The organism is Pseudomonas sp. PDM18 (assembly GCF_014852585.1).
In the GTDB taxonomy this organism is placed as follows: Bacteria; Pseudomonadota; Gammaproteobacteria; order Pseudomonadales; family Pseudomonadaceae; genus Pseudomonas.
In genome coordinates this window covers 187270-206472 of record NZ_JACVBX010000010.1, presented here as the reverse complement: position 1 = coordinate 206472, position 19203 = coordinate 187270, and the positions used below count along the sequence as shown (strand labels likewise).

Annotated in this window: 16 protein-coding genes; all 16 read left to right on the top strand. The window is 65.5% G+C overall.

The window, feature by feature from the left end; translation table 11 throughout:
• The first annotated feature begins 91 nt into the window (after positions 1–91).
• The 16 genes from aroQ (at position 92) to urtD (ending at position 19084) form a co-directional block, all read left to right on the top strand.
• Positions 92–535 (top strand): type II 3-dehydroquinate dehydratase, encoded by a 444-nt coding sequence (aroQ, locus tag IB274_RS20580; RefSeq protein WP_192434396.1) that lies wholly within the window; start codon positions 92–94, stop codon positions 533–535.
• Between the two features lie 24 nt (positions 536–559).
• On the top strand, positions 560–1027 hold the full coding sequence (accB, locus tag IB274_RS20575) for an acetyl-CoA carboxylase biotin carboxyl carrier protein (RefSeq protein WP_192434277.1): 468 nt from the start codon (positions 560–562) through the stop codon (positions 1025–1027).
• Between the two features lie 17 nt (positions 1028–1044).
• Positions 1045–2394, top strand: a complete 1350-nt coding sequence (gene accC / locus IB274_RS20570) for an acetyl-CoA carboxylase biotin carboxylase subunit (RefSeq protein WP_192434275.1) — start codon at positions 1045–1047, stop codon at positions 2392–2394.
• Positions 2395–2572: 178 nt separating this feature from the next.
• The gene (gene prmA / locus IB274_RS20565) at positions 2573–3451 is read left to right on the top strand and encodes a 50S ribosomal protein L11 methyltransferase (RefSeq protein WP_192434273.1); all 879 of its coding nucleotides are present in this window, start codon (positions 2573–2575) and stop codon (positions 3449–3451) included.
• Between the two features lie 60 nt (positions 3452–3511).
• Entirely contained in the window at positions 3512–5164 is a 1653-nt protein-coding gene (locus tag IB274_RS20560) for a DUF3426 domain-containing protein (protein ID WP_192434271.1), read from the top strand.
• A 221-nt stretch (positions 5165–5385) separates the two neighbouring features.
• On the top strand, positions 5386–6393 hold the full coding sequence (gene dusB, locus IB274_RS20555; RefSeq protein WP_081515606.1) for a tRNA dihydrouridine synthase DusB: 1008 nt from the start codon (positions 5386–5388) through the stop codon (positions 6391–6393).
• Positions 6390–6710, top strand: a complete 321-nt coding sequence (fis, locus tag IB274_RS20550; protein WP_026078947.1) for a DNA-binding transcriptional regulator Fis — start codon at positions 6390–6392, stop codon at positions 6708–6710. The genes dusB and fis overlap by 4 nt, the downstream gene beginning before the upstream one ends.
• Positions 6711–6797: 87 nt before the next feature.
• Positions 6798–8405, top strand: a complete 1608-nt coding sequence (gene purH / locus IB274_RS20545; RefSeq protein ID WP_192434269.1) for a bifunctional phosphoribosylaminoimidazolecarboxamide formyltransferase/IMP cyclohydrolase — start codon at positions 6798–6800, stop codon at positions 8403–8405.
• Positions 8406–8623: 218 nt separating this feature from the next.
• Positions 8624–9913, top strand: coding sequence for a phosphoribosylamine--glycine ligase (gene purD, locus IB274_RS20540; RefSeq protein ID WP_192434266.1), 1290 nt, complete (start codon positions 8624–8626; stop codon positions 9911–9913).
• Positions 9914–10077: 164 nt separating this feature from the next.
• The gene (locus tag IB274_RS20535; RefSeq protein WP_225614956.1) at positions 10078–12834 is read left to right on the top strand and encodes a hybrid sensor histidine kinase/response regulator; all 2757 of its coding nucleotides are present in this window, start codon (positions 10078–10080) and stop codon (positions 12832–12834) included.
• A 6-nt stretch (positions 12835–12840) separates the two neighbouring features.
• Positions 12841–13185: a hypothetical protein gene (locus tag IB274_RS20530; RefSeq protein WP_192434262.1), complete on the top strand. Its 345-nt coding sequence runs from the start codon at positions 12841–12843 to the stop codon at positions 13183–13185.
• Between the two features lie 101 nt (positions 13186–13286).
• Positions 13287–13880 carry a MarC family protein gene (locus IB274_RS20525; protein WP_192434260.1) on the top strand — a complete coding sequence of 198 codons (594 nt, stop codon included), beginning with the start codon at positions 13287–13289 and terminating at the stop codon, positions 13878–13880.
• A gap of 236 nt (positions 13881–14116) precedes the next feature.
• A complete protein-coding gene (gene urtA, locus IB274_RS20520) occupies positions 14117–15385 on the top strand; it encodes an urea ABC transporter substrate-binding protein (RefSeq protein ID WP_081515601.1) in 1269 nt (422 codons plus the stop codon).
• 185 nt (positions 15386–15570) lie between these two features.
• Positions 15571–17157: an urea ABC transporter permease subunit UrtB gene (gene urtB / locus IB274_RS20515; protein WP_192434258.1), complete on the top strand. Its 1587-nt coding sequence runs from the start codon at positions 15571–15573 to the stop codon at positions 17155–17157.
• Positions 17154–18233: an urea ABC transporter permease subunit UrtC gene (gene urtC / locus IB274_RS20510; RefSeq protein ID WP_192434255.1), complete on the top strand. Its 1080-nt coding sequence runs from the start codon at positions 17154–17156 to the stop codon at positions 18231–18233. Before urtB ends, urtC begins: the two co-directional genes overlap by 4 nt.
• On the top strand, positions 18230–19084 hold the full coding sequence (urtD, locus tag IB274_RS20505) for an urea ABC transporter ATP-binding protein UrtD (RefSeq protein WP_192434253.1): 855 nt from the start codon (positions 18230–18232) through the stop codon (positions 19082–19084). The genes urtC and urtD overlap by 4 nt, the downstream gene beginning before the upstream one ends.
• Positions 19085–19203: the final 119 nt, after the last annotated feature.

The following is a 19203-nucleotide window of genomic DNA, read 5'->3' as shown; positions in this document are numbered from 1 at the left end:
CAAAACCAGCATGACTGGACAGTCACGCCGACTTTCCGGCATAGTCCCGCCCTATCTTTATCCCGCCAAGAACAAGGACTACCGCATCCAGATGGCGACCTTACTGGTACTGCACGGGCCCAACCTCAACCTGCTGGGCACCCGCGAGCCCGACAAGTACGGCTCCGTCACCCTCGAGCAGATCAACCAGGACCTGGAGCGCCGCGCCCGCGAGGCCGGCCACCACCTGCTGCACCTGCAGAGCAACGCCGAGTACGAATTGATCGACCGGATCCACGCCGCGCGCAACGAAGGCGTGGACTTCATCCTCATCAATCCGGCCGCTTTCACGCATACAAGTGTCGCGCTACGTGACGCATTGCTCGCAGTGAGCATCCCATTCATCGAAGTGCACCTCTCCAACGTGCACAAACGTGAACCTTTCCGGCATCACTCCTACTTCTCCGACGTGGCGGTAGGGGTGATCTGCGGCCTGGGAGCCACAGGCTATCGCCTGGCCCTGGAGTCCGCCCTTGAACAACTTGAACGCCCGTGACCTCACCTGGGAGAGCGAACACTGATGGACATCCGTAAAGTCAAGAAACTGATCGAACTGCTCGAAGAATCCGGTATCGACGAACTGGAGATCAAAGAGGGCGAAGAGTCCGTACGCATCAGCCGTCACAGCAAGACCGCCGCCCAGCCGATCTATGCTGCCGCCCCGGCCTACGCTCCGGCTCCGGCCCCGGCCCCGGCCGCCGCTCCAGTCGCTGCTGCCCCGGCCGCCGAAGCCGCCCCGGCTGCCCAGAACCTCGCCGGCGCCGTGCGCTCGCCGATGGTCGGCACCTTCTACCGCGCTGCCTCGCCGACCTCCGCCAACTTCGTCGAAGTCGGCCAGAGCGTGAAGAAAGGCGACATCCTCTGCATCGTCGAAGCCATGAAGATGATGAACCACATCGAGGCCGAGACCAGCGGTGTGATCGGTCAGATCCTCGTGGAGAACGGTCAGCCGGTCGAGTTCGACCAGCCCCTGTTCACCATCGTTTAAACCGCGGGGAACCTGCGATGTTGGAAAAAGTACTGATCGCCAACCGCGGCGAAATCGCGCTGCGCATCCTGCGCGCGTGCAAGGAGCTGGGCATCAAGACAGTGGCCGTGCACTCGACCGCCGACCGCGAGCTGATGCACCTGTCGCTGGCCGACGAAGCGGTCTGCATCGGTCCGGCCCCGGCCGCGCAGTCCTACCTGCACATCCCGGCGATCATCGCCGCAGCCGAGGTCACCGGCGCCGTGGGTATCCACCCCGGCTACGGTTTCCTCGCCGAGAACGCCGACTTTGCCGAGCAGGTCGAGCGCTCGGGCTTCACCTTCATCGGCCCGAGCGCCGACGTCATCCGCCTGATGGGTGACAAGGTGTCCGCCAAGGACGCCATGAAGAAAGCCGGCGTGCCGACCGTACCGGGCTCCGACGGCCCGCTGCCCGAAGATGAAGAAACCGCGCTGGCCATCGCCCGCGAGGTTGGCTACCCGGTGATCATCAAGGCCGCCGGTGGCGGTGGTGGTCGCGGCATGCGCGTCGTGCACAAGGAAGAAGACCTGATCAAGTCCGCCAAGCTGACCCGCACCGAAGCGGGCGCGGCCTTCGGCAACTCGATGGTCTACTTGGAGAAGTTCCTGACCAACCCGCGTCACGTGGAAGTCCAGGTCCTCTCCGACGGCCAGGGCAATGCCATCCACCTGGGCGACCGCGACTGCTCCCTGCAGCGTCGTCACCAGAAGGTGCTGGAAGAAGCCCCAGCACCGGGCATCGACGAGAAGGCCCGCGCCGAAGTGCTGGCCCGCTGCGTCCAGGCCTGCGTGGAAATCGGCTACCGTGGCGCCGGCACCTTCGAGTTCCTCTACGAGAACGGCCGCTTCTACTTCATCGAGATGAACACCCGCGTGCAGGTGGAGCATCCGGTGTCGGAAATGGTCACCGGTATCGACATCGTCAAGGAAATGCTCAGCATCGCCTCGGGCAACAAGCTGTCGATCAAGCAGGAAGACGTGGTCATCCGTGGCCATGCGCTGGAATGCCGGATCAACGCCGAAGACCCGAAGACCTTCATGCCCAGCCCCGGCAAGGTGAAGCACTTCCACGCACCGGGCGGCAACGGCGTGCGTGTGGATTCGCACCTGTACAGCGGCTACGCCGTACCGCCGAACTACGACTCGCTGGTGGGCAAGATCATCACCTACGGCAAGGACCGCGATGAAGCCTTGGCGCGCATGCGTAATGCGCTGGACGAGCTGATCGTCGATGGCATCAAGACCAACACCGAGCTGCACAAGGAGTTGGTCCGCGATAAAGAGTTCTGCAAGGGTGGCGTGAACATCCACTACCTGGAGAAGAAGCTGGGCATGGACAAGCACTAAGCCTGCCCCGCCTCGCTCCACTACAAGGGCTGCCTCTGGGCGGCCCTTGTGCTTTGCGGCCCCTGCGCGCTGGCATGGCAAGGTGCCGTGCAGTAAGCTTGCCGCCTTTATCTGCGGGCCGCCCAGGCGGTCCGTTGTCTTTTCCAGCTCCATCCCGGCACGATCGAGGTACCGCCCCATGCCCTGGCTTCAAGTCCGACTCGCCATCACCCCGGATCAGGCGGAAACCTATGAAGATGCGCTGCTGGAAGTCGGCGCCGTCTCCGTGACCTTCATGGACGCCGAAGACCAGCCGATCTTCGAGCCGGACCTGGGTACCACCCCACTGTGGAGCCACACCCACCTGCTCGCGTTGTTCGAAGCGGACACCGACGAAGACTCGCTGATCGCCCACCTGACCCTGCTGACCGGCGGCGAGCTGCCGGAGCACCAGATCGAGCGCATCGAAGACCAGGACTGGGAACGCAGCTGGATGGACAACTTCAAGCCGATGCGCTTCGGCCGGCGCCTGTGGATCGTCCCCAGTTGGCACGATGCCCCGGAACCGGAAGCGGTGAACCTGTTGCTCGACCCGGGCCTGGCCTTCGGTACCGGCACCCACCCGACCACTGCGCTGTGCCTGGAATGGCTCGACGGCCAGGAACTGGCCGGCCAGAACGTGCTGGATTTCGGTTGCGGCTCGGGCATCCTCGCCATCGCCGCACTGCTGCTGGGCGCCAAACAGGCAGTTGGTACCGACATCGACCCGCAGGCGCTGGAAGCCTCCCGCGACAACGCCTCGCGCAACGGCATCGACCCGACGAAATTCCCCGTCTACATGCCCGCTGATCTGCCCACGGCGCAGGCGGACGTCCTGGTGGCGAACATTCTGGCCGGTCCGCTGGTCACATTGGCAGAGCAGCTCACCGGGCTGGTGAAATCCGGTGGCCTGCTGGCTCTCTCGGGCATCCTCGCCGAGCAGGCCGAGGAAGTACGCGCTGCCTACGCCGACGCCTTCGACCTCGACCCGACCGCCGAGCGCGATGGCTGGATCCGCATCAGCGGCCGCCGCCGCTGAGTGCCCGCCGTACGGGGCTTGAGTTAGACTAACCGCCAGATTTTTCCGCCGGACCGCCGCATGAGCGAAAGCTTCATCACCCAGTGCCCCCATTGCCAGACCCGTTTCCGCGTCAACTCGGCGCAACTGGGCGCGGCCAGCGGTGCTGTGCGCTGCGGAACCTGCCTGAAGGTCTTCAGTGCGCCGCAGAACATGGTCGGCGAGCCGACCCAGGTTCCGTCGCCGGCCGTCACTACAACTCCGCCCGTCGAAGCGCCGAAGCCTGCCCCGGCAGCGGAGCCGATCGCGCCACCTAAAGCCCAAGAGCCGATCGCAGCCGCGCCCGTCCCCGCGCCGGCCTTCCGCACCTTCACGCCTGAAAAGCCCGCCGCACCGAGCGCCCCCGGCACCGCCACCCTCGGCTGGCCGCTGGCACCCCATGCAGCGCGGCATTCCAGCGATGTGGCAGAAAAGCCCGCCATCGCCGAAACGAAGGTGGAAGCGAAACCGACACCGGTTACCGAACCCGCCCCGGCCGTTGCTGCGGCCACGGTGATCGCCCCGACGGCAACCGTGTCCAGCGAGCCGCCCCAGCCTGCGCCGACGCCCGCACCAGGAAAGCCCGCACCAGGAAAGAAAGACGAGACACTGTGGATTCACGACGATCTCGACTTGGACAGCCTCAACCTCGACGAGGAACTGGCCAAGCTCGACGAGTTCGAGCTGTCCCAGGAATTCCTCAGCATCGACCGCGCGCCGCGTCCCAGCGAGGCCCTGCAGACCCGCCAGGAAGAGAAGCGCGACCCGCACGACGAGCGCTGGGCCGAAGCCCTGATCGAAGAGGAACAGAAAGGCACCAGCCGTGCCTCCCGCCAGGAACCCAGACTCGGCCAGCTTTCTGCGGAAGAGCCGGATGAGCCGCACGCCAGCGCACGCCTGGTGGCCGACAGAGAACCGGAGCCGGAGCCGGAAGAGCCAGAGGACGACGCCGAGCATGAGCCGCGTATCGACCCAACTCCCCCTCGTGTCGAGCCCTCGCGCGCCGAGCCTCTGAGGGTAGCCAGCGACGACGAGACACTTCCCGCCTTCAGCGCCCGGCGCGATGACGATGAGCCTGACGATGAAGACGAGGAGCCGCCGCTGGCCGACCAGCGCGGCGATAATCGCCGCGCCGAACCCGGACTGCACGATGGCGGCCTGCACGACCTGAGCGACGAACCCCTGCAACTGGATTGGCAGAAGCCCAAGCGCCGCTGGGGCCGCCGCCTGTTCTGGCTGCTTCTGGTGCTGTTGGCCCTGGCCGGTCTCGCCGGGCAGTACATCGCCTATCACTTCGACGAACTGGCTCGCCAGGACCAATACCGCCCCTGGTTCGCGCAGGCCTGCCCGGAACTGGGCTGCACCCTGCCCTCCAAGGTCGACGTGGAGCAGATCCGCAGCAGCAACCTGGTGGTGCGCAGCCACCCGGACTTCAGCGGCGCGCTGGTGGTGGACGCGATCATCTACAACCGCGCCAACTTCTCCCAGCCCTTCCCGCTGCTGGAAATGCGCTTCGCCGATCTGAACGGCCAGCTGATCGCCAGCCGCCGCTTCAAGCCCAGCGAGTACCTCTCGGGCGAACTGGCCGGGCAGAGCGAGATGCCGCCGCAGACGCCGATCCACATCTCCCTGGACATCCTCGATCCGGGTCCCAAAGCGGTGAACTACAGCCTGAGCTTCCACTCGCCGGAATGACCCGGCGGGTAGCTCAAAGCGCCTGAGAGCGCCAGTTCCGCTCGTCTTCCTACCTGGGGTACTAAGCCCGGGATTGTTCAGAATTTATCCAAAATCGCCTTTATCCGGTCATCGAGAGCGGGTATCATGCCCTCCCTTTTTTGCTAGCACCGGTGGCAGGCCCCGAAAGCACCCGCGAGTCTTGTAACGCGCGGCGCCTCGGTGTTCCCGCCCCATTGACCATGGAAAACCAGTCGGTGGTACGCATCGGCTCCTACACACTGCCCAACAGACTGATCCTGGCCCCGATGGCCGGCGTCACCGATCGTCCGTTCCGCCAGCTTTGTCGCCGCCTCGGCGCCGGCATGGTGGTGTCGGAGATGGTCACCAGCGACGTCCGCCTGTGGAACAGCCGCAAGTCGCGCCTGCGCCTGCAGCACGACCACGAGGATCAGCCGCGTTCGGTGCAGATCGCTGGCGGCGACCCGCAGATGCTCGCGGAAGCTGCACGCTGCAATGTGGAGCTCGGCGCCCAGATCATCGACATCAACATGGGCTGTCCGGCGAAGAAGGTTTGCAACAAGGCCGCGGGTTCCGCGCTGATGAAGGATGAACGGCTGGTTGCCGACATCCTCGAGGCGGTGGTCGCGGCGGTAGAGGTTCCCGTCACGCTGAAGATTCGCACCGGCTGGGACCGGTCGAACAAGAACGGCGTGACGGTGGCGCGGATCGCCGAGCAGTCGGGCATCCAGGCGCTGGCGGTACACGGCAGGACCCGTGCCGACCTCTACACCGGCGAGGCGGAGTACGAAACCATCGCGGCGATCAAGCAGGCGGTTTCGATTCCGGTCTTCGCCAATGGTGATATCGATTCACCGCGCAAGGCACGGCAGGTTTTCGAGCAGACGGGCGTGGATGCCCTGCTGATCGGCCGCGCCGCCCAGGGCAATCCCTGGATCTTCCGCGAGATCGATCATTACCTGAGCACCGGCGAGCTGTTGCCGGCGCCGAGTCTGCACGAGGTACAGAGCATCCTGCTCGAGCACCTCGCTGCATTGCATGCGTTTTATGGGGAGGAAATGGGTGTGCGAATTGCCCGCAAGCATGTGGGCTGGTACCTCGCAACCCTACCGGGAGCGGCGGAGTTCCGTTCCCAGTTCAATCGTTTGCAGGACACGGATGCACAGAGCGCCAGCGTCAGGCAGTTCTTCGCCGAGCGCCACAATAACGGAGAAGGGGTGGCCGCATGACAACGATGACCGAGACATTAGTGAGTGGAATGACACCCGTGAGCGACAACGCCAACCTTAAACAGCACCTGACCACTCCGACGCAGGAGGGTCAGACCCTCCGCGACAGCGTGGAAAAGGCACTGCACAACTATTTCGCCCATCTCGAAGGGCAGCCGGTCACGGACGTGTACAACATGGTGCTTTGCGAAGTCGAAGCGCCGCTGCTGGAAACCGTCATGAACTACGTGAAGGGTAACCAGACCAAAGCCTCCGAACTGCTGGGGCTGAACCGCGGGACCCTGCGCAAGAAACTCAAGCAGTACGATCTTCTCTGACAGGTGGCAGGCGCGGGCCCGCGACCTCAAGGTCAGCCGGGCCCACGCCTGACACGCGAAAAGCCCGAAGCCTTTGTGGAAGCCGTTATGACCGACCAAACCACCCGCCTGCCCGTCCGCCGTGCGCTGATCAGCGTTTCCGACAAGACCGGCGTCGTCGATTTCGCCCGTGAGCTGGCTGCCCTTGGCGTGGAGATCCTCTCCACCGGCGGCACCTACAAGCTGCTCAAGGACAACGCCATCGCCGCCGTGGAAGTGGCCGACTACACCGGCTTCCCGGAAATGATGGACGGCCGCGTGAAGACCCTGCACCCGAAGATCCACGGTGGCATCCTCGGCCGTCGTGACCTCGACGGCGCGGTGATGGAAGAGCACGGCATCAAGCCGATCGACCTGGTGGCGGTCAACCTGTACCCGTTCGAAGCGACCGTGGCCAAGGCCGACTGCGACCTGCCGACCGCCATCGAGAACATCGACATCGGCGGCCCGACCATGGTCCGCAGCGCGGCGAAGAACCACAAGGACGTTGCCATCGTGGTCAACGCCGGTGACTACGCCAGCATCGTCGGCGCCCTGAAAGCCGGCGGCCTGACCTACGCCCAGCGCTTCGACCTGGCCCTGAAGGCCTTCGAGCATACCTCGGCCTACGACGGCATGATCGCCAACTACCTGGGCACCATCGACCAGGCGCGCGACACCCTGTCCACCGAAGCTCGCGGCGCCTTCCCGCGCACCTTCAACAGCCAGTTCATCAAGGCGCAGGAAATGCGCTACGGCGAGAACCCGCACCAGAGCGCGGCCTTCTACGTCGAGGCGAAGAAGGGCGAGGCCAGCGTCTCCACCGCCATCCAGCTGCAGGGCAAGGAACTGTCGTTCAACAACGTGGCCGACACCGACGCCGCGCTGGAGTGCGTGAAGAGCTTCGTCAAGCCGGCCTGCGTCATCGTCAAGCACGCCAACCCGTGCGGCGTGGCCGTGGTTCCGGAAAACGAAGGCGGCATCCGCAGGGCCTATGATCTGGCCTACGCCACCGACACCGAGTCAGCCTTCGGCGGCATCATCGCCTTCAACCGCGAGCTGGACGGCGAGACTGCCCAGGCCATCGTCGAGCGCCAGTTCGTCGAAGTCATCATCGCCCCGAAAATCTCCGAAGCCGCCCGTGCCGTGGTCGCTGCCAAGGCCAACGTGCGCCTGCTCGAATGTGGCGAGTGGCCGGCCGAGCGTGCGCCGGGTTGGGACTTCAAGCGCGTCAACGGTGGCCTGCTGGTGCAGAGCCGCGACATCGGCATGATCACTGCCGATGACCTGAAGATCGTTACCCAGCGCGCCCCGAGCGAGCAGGAAATCCACGACCTGATCTTCGCCTGGAAAGTCGCCAAGTTCGTCAAATCCAACGCCATCGTCTACGCCAAGGCGCGCCAGACCGTCGGCGTCGGCGCCGGCCAGATGAGCCGCGTGAACTCCGCCCGCATCGCCGCCATCAAGGCCGAGCACGCCGGCCTGGAAGTGAAGGGTGCGGTCATGGCGTCGGACGCCTTCTTCCCGTTCCGCGACGGCATCGACAACGCTGCCAAGGCCGGTATCACCGCGGTGATCCAGCCGGGTGGCTCGATGCGCGACAACGAAGTGATCGCCGCTGCCGACGAAGCCGGCATTGCAATGGTGTTCACCGGCATGCGCCACTTTAGGCATTAACCGGGACGGCCGCACTGTAGCGGCCGTCTGCTGCGTTGCGGACGACTTCGCCAATGCTCATTGCCAATAGGCAACTCCGCTTGTCTAAGCCGTCCGCGCCTTGCATCCAGCCACTCCATTGCGCCCTCGCACAGGCTGGAAAAAAGCTCTCGTAGGTTGGGTGGAGCGAAGCGATACCCAACAATCCGGCAAAGCCGGAACTGTTCAGGAGAACTCCAATGAACGTACTCATCATCGGCAGCGGCGGTCGCGAGCACGCGCTGGCCTGGAAGGTCGCGCAGGATTCGCGCGTACAGAAGGTTTTCGTCGCGCCGGGCAACGCCGGCACCGCCACCGAAGCCAAGTGCGAGAACGTCGCCATCGACGTGCTGGCCCTGGAAGAACTGGCCGATTTCGCCGCGAAGAACGTGCAGCTGACCATCGTCGGCCCCGAGGCTCCGCTGGTCAAAGGGGTGGTCGACCTGTTCCGCGCCCGTGGCCTGGACATCTTCGGCCCCACCGCTGGCGCCGCCCAGCTGGAAGGCTCCAAGGCCTTCACCAAGGACTTCCTCGCACGCCACCGGATCCCCACCGCCGACTACCAGAACTTCACCGAAGTCGAGCCGGCGCTGGCCTACCTGAAAGAGAAAGGCGCGCCCATCGTGATCAAGGCCGACGGCCTGGCCGCGGGCAAGGGCGTGATCGTCGCCATGACCCTGGCCGAAGCCGAGGAAGCCGTGCGCGACATGCTCGCCGGCAACGCCTTCGGTGACGCCGGTTCGCGCGTGGTGATCGAAGAATTCCTCGACGGCGAGGAAGCCAGCTTCATCGTCATGGTCGACGGCCAGAACGTGCTGCCCATGGCCACCAGCCAGGACCACAAGCGCGTCGGCGACGGCGACAGCGGCCCGAACACCGGCGGCATGGGCGCCTACTCCCCCGCTCCGGTAGTGACTGCCGACGTGCATAAGCGCGTGATGGACGAAGTGATCTACCCGACCGTGCGCGGCATGGCCGAGGAAGGCAACGTCTACACCGGCTTCCTCTATGCCGGCCTGATGATCGACAAGAGCGGCAAGCCCAAGGTCATCGAGTTCAACTGCCGCTTCGGCGACCCGGAAACCCAGCCGATCATGGTCCGCCTAGAATCGTCCCTGGTCCTACTGGTCGAAGCCGCCCTGGCCAAGGCGCTGGACAAGGTCGAAGCCACCTGGGACCCACGTCCCACCGTGGGCGTGGTGATCGCCGCCGGCGGCTACCCGGGCGACTACGCCAAGGGTGACGTCATCGAAGGCCTGGACGCTGCGGCCCAGCTCGACGGCAAGGTGTTCCATGCCGGCACCGCGCTCAAGGACGGCCAGGTCGTCACTGCCGGCGGCCGCGTACTGTGCGCCACCGCCATCGGCCCGACCGTCTCCTCGGCCCAGGAACAGGCCTACCGGCTGGCCGAGAAGATCCGCTGGAACGGCAGCTTCTACCGCAAGGACATCGGCTATCGCGCCATTGCCCGCGAGCGCGGAGAGGGCTGATCCGACGGGCGGACGCGTCCCTCGTCGGACGCCTCCGCCACTCCGGTCCCGGCGTGCACGGGTGGATTACGGCCTTCAGCACACTTGGCTATAATCCGCCCACTCACTACCGAAGGGACTTCGCCGTGCGTCGGCTCTGGACTGCCACAGGACTCCTCGTCAGCTTGCTGCTGGCCGCTCTGGTCTGTCTTCCGACCTACGCGGCAAGCCAGGATCCCGGCTGGTCCCAGCTCCACGACAGTGACGCCCGCCTGCAACTGCAGGACGTGATCTCCCCGCGCTACCGTACCCTCTTCAGCCCCCTCGACATCAACGACCTGCACGCTCCCGCCGGCCCCGGCGCGACCTGGCTGCACGTCCGCCTCCCCGCCAACGACGAGCCCCAGCAACTGCGCCTGTTCGCGCCAAGCCTGGACAGCTTCGAGATGTTCATCCTCGACGGGCAGAAAGTCCTCGAGCAGAAGAGCGCCGGCAATCTTTCCCCAGTGCAGCGCCCACTGCTCAGCAGCGACCTGGTGATTCCCCTGCGTACCGCCGCCGAGCCGCTGGACCTCTACCTGCGCCTGTCGTCGGCCATGCCGCTGCGACCGAACATCAGCATCGAGGCCGCCGGCCAGCCGAGCAACGACCAGCGCCCGCTGCACTTCGGCGTACTGATCGGCTGCCTGGCCATGCTGCTGCTCTACAACCTCGTGCGTTTCGCCTATACACGCGTCGCCAGCGGACTGTGGCTCGCCGGCGTACACGCCAGCCTGCTGCTGGCCTGCCTGAACCTGTTCGGTCTGCTCAGCCCCTGGTACGGAAACAACCAATCGCTGCAGCCGATGGTCGCGCTGGCCTGCCTGGTAGTGACACTGTTCTGCGCGCTGGGCTACACCGCCAGCTTCTTCCGTGACCTTACCCCGCGCCTGCCACTCAAGCGTCTGCTGCTGGGCGGCACCGCCACACTGGCGATCCTGTGCGTCGCCCTCAACCTGCTGCTGGGGCTGTCCATCAGCAGCCTGGTGTACGGGCTTATCACCCTGGTGACCCTGGGCATGCTCGGCGTGGCGGTCTACTACTGGATCCATGCGTACCGGCCGGCGCGCCTGTTCGCCATCGGCATGGGCCTGTTCGTGGTGGCCTGGTGTCTATGCCTGCCGTCGCTGCTGGGCTACGTGGCGACGCGCGCGGAATGGCTCGGCAGCGGCCTGCTCGGGCTCTCGGCAGTGGTGGGCTTCCTGCTCAGCCTGGCGCTCGCCGAACGCCAGCGGAAAATCCAGAACGACCAGTTCGCCGCCAGCCGCCAGCGCGCCGCCAACGTCGCCGAACTCAAGGCCAAGGGTGACTTCCTGGCCAAGATCAGCCACGAGATCCGCACCCCCATGAACGGCGTGCTGGGCATGACCGAGCTGCTGCTCGGCACTCCGCTCTCGGCCAAGCAGCGCGACTACGTGCAGACCATCCACAGCGCGGGCAACGAACTGCTCTCGCTGATCAACGAGATTCTCGACATTTCCAAGCTGGAGTCCGGGCAGATCGAACTGGACGAGGTGCAGTTCGACCTCGGCGCGCTGATCGAGGACTGCCTGGCGATCTTCCGCGCCAAGGCCGAGCAACAGAAGGTCGAGCTGATCAGCTTCACCCAGCCGCAGGTGCCACGCATCGTCAGCGGGGACCCGACACGCCTGCGCCAAGCCGTACTGAGCCTGCTGGACAATGCCTTCAAGCAGACGGACGAGGGCGAGATCCTCCTCGTCGTCGCGCTCGACGGCCCGCCCGACCGTCCGCGCCTGCGCATCGCCGTGCAGGACAGCGGCCGTCCGCTGGACAGCGCCGACCGCCAGGCCCTGCTCACCGCCGAGCTGCACAGCCGCGATTTCCTCTCCGCCACCCGCATCAGTAGCCGCCTCGGCCTGATCATTGCGCGCCAGCTGATCCGCCTGATGTCCGGGGAATTTGGAATAGAGAGCGGCGACAGCGGTGGCGATTCGGGCAACCTGCTCTGGCTCAGTCTGCCGCTCGACCCGCAGCAGATCGACCAGGCCGGCGCCGACCTCGACAGCCCGCTGCAGGGCGCGCGCCTGCTGGTGGTGGACGACAACCAGACCTGCCGCAAGGTGGTGGTGCAGCAATGCAGCGCCTGGGGCATGAACGTCAGCGCGGTGTCGTCGGGCAAGGAAGCGCTGGCCCAGCTGCGCACCAAGGCGCACCTGCGCGAATACTTCGATGTGGTCCTTCTGGACCAGGATATGCCTGGCATGACCGGCATGCAGCTGGCGACCAAGATCCAGGAAGACCCGAACCTCAACCACGACATCCTGCTGATCATGCTCACCGGCATCAGCAACGCGCCGAGCAAGATCATCGCGCGCAACGCCGGGATCAAGCGCATCCTCGCCAAGCCGGTGGCCGGCTACACGCTCAAGGCTACCCTGGCCGAGGAACTGTCCCGCCGTGGCCCGAGCGGCGTGAGCAACTACCTTTCGCCGGCCAGCGAGCCGGTTTCGAACGTGCCGCCCAGCGACTTCCGCATCCTCGTCGCCGAGGACAACAGCATCTCCACCAAGGTCATCCGCGGCATGCTGAGCAAGCTCAACCTGCAGCCCGATACCGCCAGCAACGGCGAGGAAGCCCTGGCCGCGATGAAGGCGACCCAGTACGACCTGGTGCTGATGGACTGCGAGATGCCGGTGCTCGACGGCTTCTCCGCCACCGAGCGCCTGCGCGCCTGGGAAGCCAGCGAACAGCGCCCGCACACCCCGGTGGTGGCACTCACCGCGCACATCCTCAGCGAGCACAAGGAGCGCGCGCGACTGGTCGGCATGGACGGCCACATGGCCAAGCCGGTGGAGCTGTCACAGCTGCGCGAACTGGTGGCCTACTGGGTCGGCGAACGCGAGCGCCGCCTGCACCAGCAGAGCGACGCGCTGCCTTCCTGATCCCTGATGAGCGATTCGGGCAGCACCAACTCCATGGGCGAAAAGAAACACGCCGAGTACATCGACGACGTCATGATCGACTTCAGTCAGAGCAGCTACTGGCGAATAAAACTGTTCCAGGCGCAGTACGGCGAGAAGTTCCTCATCAGCAACGAATCCGCAGAGACGCTACCTGAGCCTCTTCGGGAAGCCTTCCGTAAACACAATCTGCGGTACTACGTATCCAAAGTGGCAGACTGCCCTGACACGTTTCTTGAAGGGTCCGTCATCTTCAAGTTCGAAGCATCGGAGCATCCGGCCCTGGTCCGCTACTCCGGCAACTTCCACACTCGCTCCGATATCCTGCACTGACGCAAACCCGTTCTGGCATTTGCCCCGCCGCAATGCCACCCGCCGCCTCAACCGCTATGCTTTGCCCTGCCGCGCCCTCTCAATCCGGACGAGTCGCTCCCATGCAAGTGATGTTCAGCGTGTACCTGAAGATGCTGGTGCTCTATAGCCCCTTCTTCGTCCTGTCCTGCTTCATCAGCCTCAACCGCGGCTTCGCCCCGCGCGACCGCAAGCGCATGGCCTGGCGCGTGGCCCTGGCGGCGCTGATCGCCAGCGTGCTGCTATACCTCTTCGGGCGCTACATCTTCACTCTGTTCGGCATCACCGCCGACGCCTTCCGCATCGGCGCGGGCAGCGTGCTGTTCATCTCTGCGCTGGGCATGGCCCAGGGGCGCTCGGCGGTGCAGGCGGACAACGTGCAGCAGGACGTCACCATCGTCCCGCTGACCATCCCCATCACCGTCGGCCCCGGCACCATCGGTGCGCTGCTGGTGATGGGCGTGAACCAGGACTGGGAGCACAAGCTGTCGGCCCTGGCAGCAATCCTCCTCGCCTGCCTGACCGTCGGCGTCACGCTCTACCTCTCGGACAAGATCGAGAAAGTCCTCGGCGAACAGGGCCTGATGATCGTCAGCCGCCTGATGGGGCTGTTCGTCTGCGCCCTTGCCGCGCAGATCATCATGACCGGCGTGCGCGGCTACTTCCTCCCGCAATAACGCGCTCCTTTGGTGAGCGCCACGCACCAAAGGGCGCTCGGCGCACCAAAGCTGCGCACTGAAAAACCTCACCATTACGACAGAAAATCGCGTGCAGCCCATCTGCGCCAAGGCTTTTGCCTGTTTGGCACGGATGCTGCGATGGCAGCTTCGATCCCGCGCGGGATCGCCCCATTTCCGGGGAAGCTGCCGCACCGGCAACTCCCCGCCCCTGAATAGCCAAGGAGGCTGCCGCGATGAAACGTCGTCCGCTGTTGAAAAGTACGCTGGCCATGAGCGCCCTGCTGCTCACCGGTCTGTTCCCGTTCAGCTCCCAGGCCGCCGAGACCATCAAGGTCGGCATCCTGCACTCGCTGTCCGGCACCATGGCGATCTCCGAGACCTCGCTCAAGGACATGGCGCTGATGACCATCGACGAGATCAACGCCAAGGGCGGGGTGAACGGCAAGAAGCTCGAAGCGGTGGTGGTCGACCCGGCCTCCAACTGGCCGCTGTTCGCCGAGAAGGCGCGCCAGCTGCTGACCCAGGACAAGGTCGCGGTGGTCTTCGGCTGCTGGACCAGTGTGTCGCGCAAATCCGTGCTGCCGGTGTTCGAGGAGCTCAACGGCCTGCTGTTCTACCCGGTGCAGTACGAGGGTGAGGAAATGTCGCCCAACGTCTTCTACACCGGTGCCGCGCCGAACCAGCAGGCTATCCCGGCGGTGGAATACCTGATGAGCGAGGACGGCGGCGCCGCCAAGCGCTTCTTCCTGCTGGGCACCGACTACGTCTACCCGCGCACCACCAACAAGATCCTGCGCGCCTTCCTGCACAGCAAGGGTGTGGCCGACAAGGATATCCAGGAGGTCTACACGCCGTTCGGCCACAGCGATTATCAAACCATCGTCGCCGACATCAAGAAGTTCTCCGCCGGCGGCAAGACTGCGGTGATCTCCACCGTCAACGGCGACTCCAACGTGCCGTTCTACAAGGAGCTGGCCAACCAGGGCCTGGAAGCCACCGAAGTGCCGGTGGTGGCCTTCTCCGTGGGCGAGGAGGAACTGCGCGGCATCGACACCAAACCGCTGGTGGGCAACCTCGCCGCGTGGAACTACTTCGAATCGGTGAAGAACCCGGAGAACAGCAAGTTCGTCGCTGACTGGAAGGCCTACGCCAAGGCCAAGAACCTGCCCAACTACAGCACCGCCGTGACCAACGACCCGATGGAGGCCACCTACGTCGGCATCCACATGTGGGCGCAGGCCGTGCAGAAGGCCGGCAGCACCGACGTCGACAAGGTCCGCGAAGCCATGGGCGGGCAGACCTTCAAGGCGCCGTCGGGCTTCACCCTGACCATGGACAAAACCAACCACCACCTGCACAAGCCGGTGATGATCGGCGAGATCGAGGATAACGGTCAGTTCAACGTGGTCTGGAAGACCCCCGAGCCGATCCGCGCCCAACCGTGGAGCCCGTTCATTCCGGGCAACGACAAGAAGCCGGATTACGCGGTGCGCAGTAACTGAGTACCCGCCTGTAAAGGCCCTCTCCTCAGCCCTCTCCCTGAAGGGAGAGGGAGCCGTTCGGCGCGTAGCCGATGGCACGGCGCAATCGACCACTCCCGAGGTCGGCTGAACGTCCCCTCTCCCTTCAGGGAGAGGGGCAGGGAGAGGGCAAACCGCCCCACACGGCTGCCCAGGGAACTCCGAAGATGCCCACTGCCTTGCTCCACCTGCTCCGCCTCTGCGCCATGACGCTAGTCGCGCTGCTGCCGCAGCTCGCCTTCGCCGGCCCTGCACAAGATTTCGCCAGCGCCGACAACGACGCCCGCGCCAAACTGCTCGAACAATGGGCCGCCGCGCCCGACGCCGACCGCCTGCCGTTGCTGGAAGCCATCCAGTCAGGCCGTCTCGCCGTCGATGCGCAGGGCCGTGCCTTCCTCCTCGGTGACGCCGGGCAATACCAGCCCGCGGACGGCGGCGCCGCGCCGGTCGGCGAGCCCGACAAGCTGCGCCTGAACAACCGCCTGCGCGGCCTGGTGAACACCGCCATGGCCAGCCACCAGCTGGTCGCCGACAGCGTCGAAGTGCGCCTGGACGCCGCGCGCCAGTTGCAGAAGAGCGCTCGCCCGGCGCAACGTACGCTGCTCGAATACCGCCTCAACGAGGAATCCGACGACGACGTCAAGGCCGCCCTGCAACTGGCCCTGGCCAACCTGCAGCTGGCCGACCCGGCTCCGGCGGTGCGCCTCTCCGCCGTGCGACTGCTGGGGGAATCCGGCGATCCGCAGGCACGCACTCGCCTGGAGAACCTGCTCGATCCCGCCGTCGAACCCGACGACTCAGTGCGCACCGCAGCCGCCACCAGCCTCGGCCAGGTCAAGCGCCGGCTGCTGATGGGCGACCTGTTCGGCCAGGCCTTCAGCGGCCTGTCGCTGGGCTCGATCCTGCTGCTCGCCGCGCTAGGCCTGGCGATCACCTACGGCCTGCTCGGGGTGATCAACATGGCCCACGGCGAAATGCTGATGCTCGGCGCCTACTCCACCTACGTGGTGCAGTTGCTCTGCCAGCGTTATGCGCCCGGCGTACTGGAGCTTTACCCGCTGCTCGCGCTACCGGTGGCCTTCCTGGTCACCGCGTGCATCGGCATGGCACTGGAGCGCACGGTGATCCGCCATCTCTACGGTCGTCCGCTGGAAACCCTGCTCGCCACCTGGGGCATCAGCCTGGTGCTGATCCAGCTGGTGCGCGTCCTATTCGGCGCGCAGAACGTCGAGGTGGCCAATCCGGCCTGGCTGTCCGGCGGCATCCAGGTACTACCCAACCTCGTGCTGCCGTGGAACCGCATCGTCATCATCGGCTTCGCGCTGTTCGTGCTGGCGCTCACCTGGCTGCTGCTCAACCGTACACGGCTGGGCCTGAACGTCCGCGCCGTCACCCAGAACCGCAACATGGCTGCCTGTTGCGGCGTGCCCACCGGCCGCGTGGACATGCTCGCCTTCGGCCTCGGCTCGGGCATCGCCGGCCTCGGTGGCGTGGCGCTGTCGCAGGTCGGCAACGTCGGCCCGGACCTAGGCCAGAGCTACATCATCGACTCCTTCCTGGTGGTGGTGCTCGGCGGTGTCGGCCAGCTCGCCGGCAGCGTGTTCGCCGCCTTCGGCCTGGGCGTCGCGAACAAGATCCTCGAACCGCAGATCGGCGCGGTGCTGGGCAAGATCCTGATCCTCGCGCTGATCATCCTGTTCATCCAGAAACGTCCGCAGGGGCTCTTCGCTCTGAAAGGGAGGGTCATCGATTGAACCAGCCACTCACCGTGACGGCCGCGCAGAAGGCCGGCCCGAAACTCACCGCCGGCCTCGTCGGCGCCGCCCTCGTCGCGCTGCTGATCCTGCCGCTGCTGCACCTGCTGCCGGAGAGCCACGCGCTGCACCTCTCCGCCTACGGGCTGACGCTCACCGGCAAGATCCTCTGCTACGCCATCGTCGCCCTGGCGCTGGACCTGGTCTGGGGCTACGCCGGCCTGCTGTCGCTGGGCCACGGGCTGTTCTTCGCCCTCGGCGGCTACGCCATGGGCATGTACCTGATGCGCGAGGCGGCCGGCGACCAGTTGCCGGCGTTCATGACCTTCCTCTCCTGGACCGAGCTGCCCTGGTACTGGGCCGGCACCCAGCATTTCCTCTGGGCGCTGTGCCTGGTGGTGCTGGCGCCCGGCCTGCTGGCGCTGGTGTTCGGCTTCTTCGCCTTCCGCTCGCGGATCAAGGGCGTGTATTTCTCGATCATGACCCAAGCGCTGACCTTCGCCGGCATGCTGTTGTTCTTCCGCAACGAGACGGGCTTCGGCGGCAACAACGGCTTCACCAACTTCCGCAGCATCCTCGGCTTTCCGATCACCGCACCGGGTACCCGCGCGGCACTGTTCATCGCCATCGTCCTGCTGCTGGCGGCGAGCCTGGCCATCGGTTTCGCCCTGGCGCGCAGCAAGTTCGGCCGGGTGCTCACCGCCCTGCGCGATGCCGAGAACCGCCTGATGTTCTGCGGCTACGACCCGCGCGGCTACAAGCTCTTCGTCTGGACCCTCAGCGCGGTGCTTTGTGGTCTGGCCGGCGCTTTGTTCGTGCCGCTGGTGGGCATCATCAACCCCAGCGAAATGTCGCCGACCAACTCCATCGAGGCCGCCGTCTGGGTCGCCCTCGGCGGGCGCGGCACGCTGATCGGCCCGCTGCTCGGCGCAGGCGTGGTGAACGGCGCGAAGAGCTGGTTCACCGTGGCCTTTCCCGAGTACTGGCTGTTCTTCCTCGGCGCGCTGTTCATCGTCGTCACCCTGTACCTGCCGCGCGGCATCCTCGGCCTGATCAAGCGGGAGAAAGAGCAATGAGAGCGGTCCCCCACCTGATGCTGGAACCGGCCTACGATCCCAACCGAGACCCAGGCGCCAGCCGCGATGCCATCGGCATCGGTTCGAGCGCCAGCGGCCAGCTGGACGTGCGCCACGGCACCATCCTCACCCTGGAAGACATCAATGTCAGCTTCGATGGCTTCCGCGCCCTGCGCGACCTCACGCTGTATATCGGCGTCGGCGAACTGCGCTGCATCATCGGCCCCAACGGCGCGGGCAAGACCACGCTGATGGACGTGATCACCGGCAAGACCCGTCCGGACAATGGCAAGGCCTTCTTCGGCGAAACCCTCGACCTGACCCGCATGAGCGAGGTGGAGATCGCCCAGGCCGGCATCGGCCGCAAGTTCCAGAAGCCCACGGTGTTCGAGGCGCTCTCGGTGTTCGAGAACCTGGAGCTCGCGCAGAAGACCGACAAGTCGGTGTGGGCCAGCCTGCGGGCAAAGCTCTCCGGCGAGCAGAAGGACCGCATCGAGGAGGTGCTCACCACCATCCGCCTGCGCGAGTCGCGCAACCGCCCCGCCGGGCTGCTCTCCCACGGGCAGAAGCAGTTCCTGGAGATCGGCATGCTGCTGGTGCAGGAGCCGCAACTGTTGCTGCTGGACGAGCCGGTGGCGGGCATGACCGACGCCGAGACCGAGTTCACCGCCGAGCTGTTCAAGTCCCTCGCCGGAAAGCATTCGCTGATGGTGGTGGAGCACGACATGGGCTTCGTCGGCAGCATCGCCGACCACGTCAGCGTGCTGCACCAGGGGCACGTGCTTGCCGAGGGTTCGCTGGAGGACGTACAGGCGAATGAGCAGGTCATAGAGGTTTATCTGGGGCGCTAGTTCTGAATTGACCGCGCTCGCACCCGCGTCTGCGGCGTTGCCGGACACTTCCCCCATGCTCATTGCCAGTCGGCAACTCCGCTGGGTGAAGTATCCGGCGCCTTGCATCCACAGGCGCG

Bases quoted from the DNA above. Each gene is read 5' to 3' on its own strand.
- IB274_RS20525 (WP_192434260.1), top strand. From the start codon at position 13,287: ATGCAAGTGATGTTCAGCGTGTACCTGAAGATGCTGGTGCTCTATAGC.
- dusB (WP_081515606.1), top strand. From the start codon at position 5,386: ATGGAAAACCAGTCGGTGGTACGCATCGGCTCCTACACACTGCCCAAC.
- urtB (WP_192434258.1), top strand. From the start codon at position 15,571: ATGCCCACTGCCTTGCTCCACCTGCTCCGCCTCTGCGCCATGACGCTA.
- urtD (WP_192434253.1), top strand. From the start codon at position 18,230: ATGAGAGCGGTCCCCCACCTGATGCTGGAACCGGCCTACGATCCCAAC.
- IB274_RS20530 (WP_192434262.1), top strand. From the start codon at position 12,841: ATGAGCGATTCGGGCAGCACCAACTCCATGGGCGAAAAGAAACACGCC.
- purD (WP_192434266.1), top strand. From the start codon at position 8,624: ATGAACGTACTCATCATCGGCAGCGGCGGTCGCGAGCACGCGCTGGCC.
- IB274_RS20560 (WP_192434271.1), top strand. From the start codon at position 3,512: ATGAGCGAAAGCTTCATCACCCAGTGCCCCCATTGCCAGACCCGTTTC.
- fis (WP_026078947.1), top strand. From the start codon at position 6,390: ATGACAACGATGACCGAGACATTAGTGAGTGGAATGACACCCGTGAGC.
- accC (WP_192434275.1), top strand. From the start codon at position 1,045: ATGTTGGAAAAAGTACTGATCGCCAACCGCGGCGAAATCGCGCTGCGC.
- prmA (WP_192434273.1), top strand. From the start codon at position 2,573: ATGCCCTGGCTTCAAGTCCGACTCGCCATCACCCCGGATCAGGCGGAA.
- aroQ (WP_192434396.1), top strand. From the start codon at position 92: ATGGCGACCTTACTGGTACTGCACGGGCCCAACCTCAACCTGCTGGGC.
- purH (WP_192434269.1), top strand. From the start codon at position 6,798: ATGACCGACCAAACCACCCGCCTGCCCGTCCGCCGTGCGCTGATCAGC.
- urtA (WP_081515601.1), top strand. From the start codon at position 14,117: ATGAAACGTCGTCCGCTGTTGAAAAGTACGCTGGCCATGAGCGCCCTG.
- accB (WP_192434277.1), top strand. From the start codon at position 560: ATGGACATCCGTAAAGTCAAGAAACTGATCGAACTGCTCGAAGAATCC.